Source organism: Muriicola sp., from assembly GCF_049669965.1.
Taxonomy (GTDB): Bacteria; Bacteroidota; Bacteroidia; order Flavobacteriales; family Flavobacteriaceae; genus Muriicola.
Genome location: NZ_JBATLB010000123.1, coordinates 1 through 1,622, shown reverse-complemented (window position 1 = coordinate 1,622; position 1,622 = coordinate 1). Strand labels below are relative to the sequence as shown.

Below are 1,622 nucleotides of genomic sequence, written 5' to 3'. Positions count from 1 at the left end.
TAAAATTTAATATCATGAAAGCATATATATTTCCCGGACAGGGAGCACAATTTTCAGGAATGGGTCTTGATCTTTATGAAAAGTACGACCTGGCTCAGGAATTGTTTGAACAAGCCAATGACATCTTAGGGTTTTCGATTACCGATGTCATGTTTCAGGGTTCTGCAGAAGATCTGAAGGAAACTAAAGTGACCCAACCGGCTATTTTTTTACATTCTGTGATCTTGAGCAAAGTATTGGGAGATGCATTTAAGCCAGATATGGTGGCGGGGCATTCCCTGGGGGAGTTCTCAGCATTGGTAGCTAATGGGGCTCTGAAGTTCGAAGATGGTTTGCGCCTTGTTTCGGAAAGGGCACTCGCGATGCAAAAGGCATGTGAAATTTCTCCCAGTACCATGGCTGCGGTTTTGGGGTTGGAAGATGGAGTGGTGGAAAGAATTTGTGCTAGTATTAACGGGGTTGTGGTCCCGGCGAATTATAATTGTCCCGGGCAATTGGTGATCTCGGGTGAAACCACCGCTGTAGAGGCCGCTTGTGCGGCATTAAAGGATGCAGGGGCAAGAAGGGCCTTATTACTGCCGGTTGGCGGGGCTTTTCATTCGCCAATGATGGAACCCGCAAGGGAAAGACTGGCCCTGGCCATTGAGAATACTACATTCGCTCAACCCGTTTGTCCTATCTATCAGAATGTCTCAGCTTCTGCAGTAAATAATGCTGCCCAGATCCAAAAAAATCTGATTGCCCAATTAACCTCGCCGGTACGCTGGACACAAAGTGTACAGCAGATGGTAAAGGACGGTGCGGCCAATTTTATTGAAGTAGGTCCCGGGAAGGTATTACAAGGCGTGGTTAAGAAAATAAACCCGGATGCGACTGCCTCATCTGCAGAACTTCCTACGGAATAATTTCCAGCTTCAATACGAGAAAATTACCATACATCTGAAAAATGGTTAATTAGGCCTTTTTATTAGTCTAGAGCCTCAATTTTTCTTAATATTGGTACCCTGTTTTAAGTCTGTAGTTTATCGATCAAGTAGCAGATTCAGGGCCTATTCGGGATTGTTTATGAAAAGAAAAGATTTAATAAACGCACTAGGATTATTTATTGGTACCCTCGAACTAAAATCCCTGCTTTTTACTGGGCTTTTGTTGTTGTTCGGGGTTTTTGGGTATGGGCAGAATATTACTATTGATAATGTTTCTCAATCTGAAGGTACAAATCTCGTATTTACGGTAACTCTTGACGCCTCTTTTGGTACCGATACAACCATAGACTTTACAACAAATGATGGTACGGCTACTATTGGCGATAGTGATTATACCGGTAATACCAATCAATTGATCATTCCTTCTTTAGCGCTCAGTGGAACAATTACTATTGTGACCGGGGCCGACACCAAAGTAGAAAGTGATGAAACTATAACTGTTTTATTAACCGGCACTAATCAAGGGACTATCACTGATAATACTGGTTTGGGAACAATTTTGAATGACGACAATGCTGTTGTAACCATAGCCAACATAAGTGGAAACGAGAATGATGGGAATATTACGGTAACCGCCACTTTAGATAATGCTGTTCAGGGAGGGTTTACAGTGGATGTTTCTACAGCAGATGGTAC

General features: G+C 42.9%; 2 protein-coding genes. Both read left to right on the top strand.

Going from position 1 to position 1,622, the window contains the following annotated elements; all coding sequences use genetic code 11:
* Nucleotides 1–14: 14 nt before the first annotated feature.
* On the top strand, nucleotides 15–905 hold the full coding sequence (gene fabD, locus WBM49_RS06815; protein WP_424371308.1) for an ACP S-malonyltransferase: 891 nt from the start codon (nucleotides 15–17) through the stop codon (nucleotides 903–905).
* A 160-nt stretch (nucleotides 906–1,065) separates the two neighbouring features.
* Nucleotides 1,066–1,622, top strand: a 557-nt coding sequence (locus WBM49_RS06810) for a Calx-beta domain-containing protein (RefSeq protein WP_424371307.1), incomplete at its 3' end; no start/stop codon positions are given.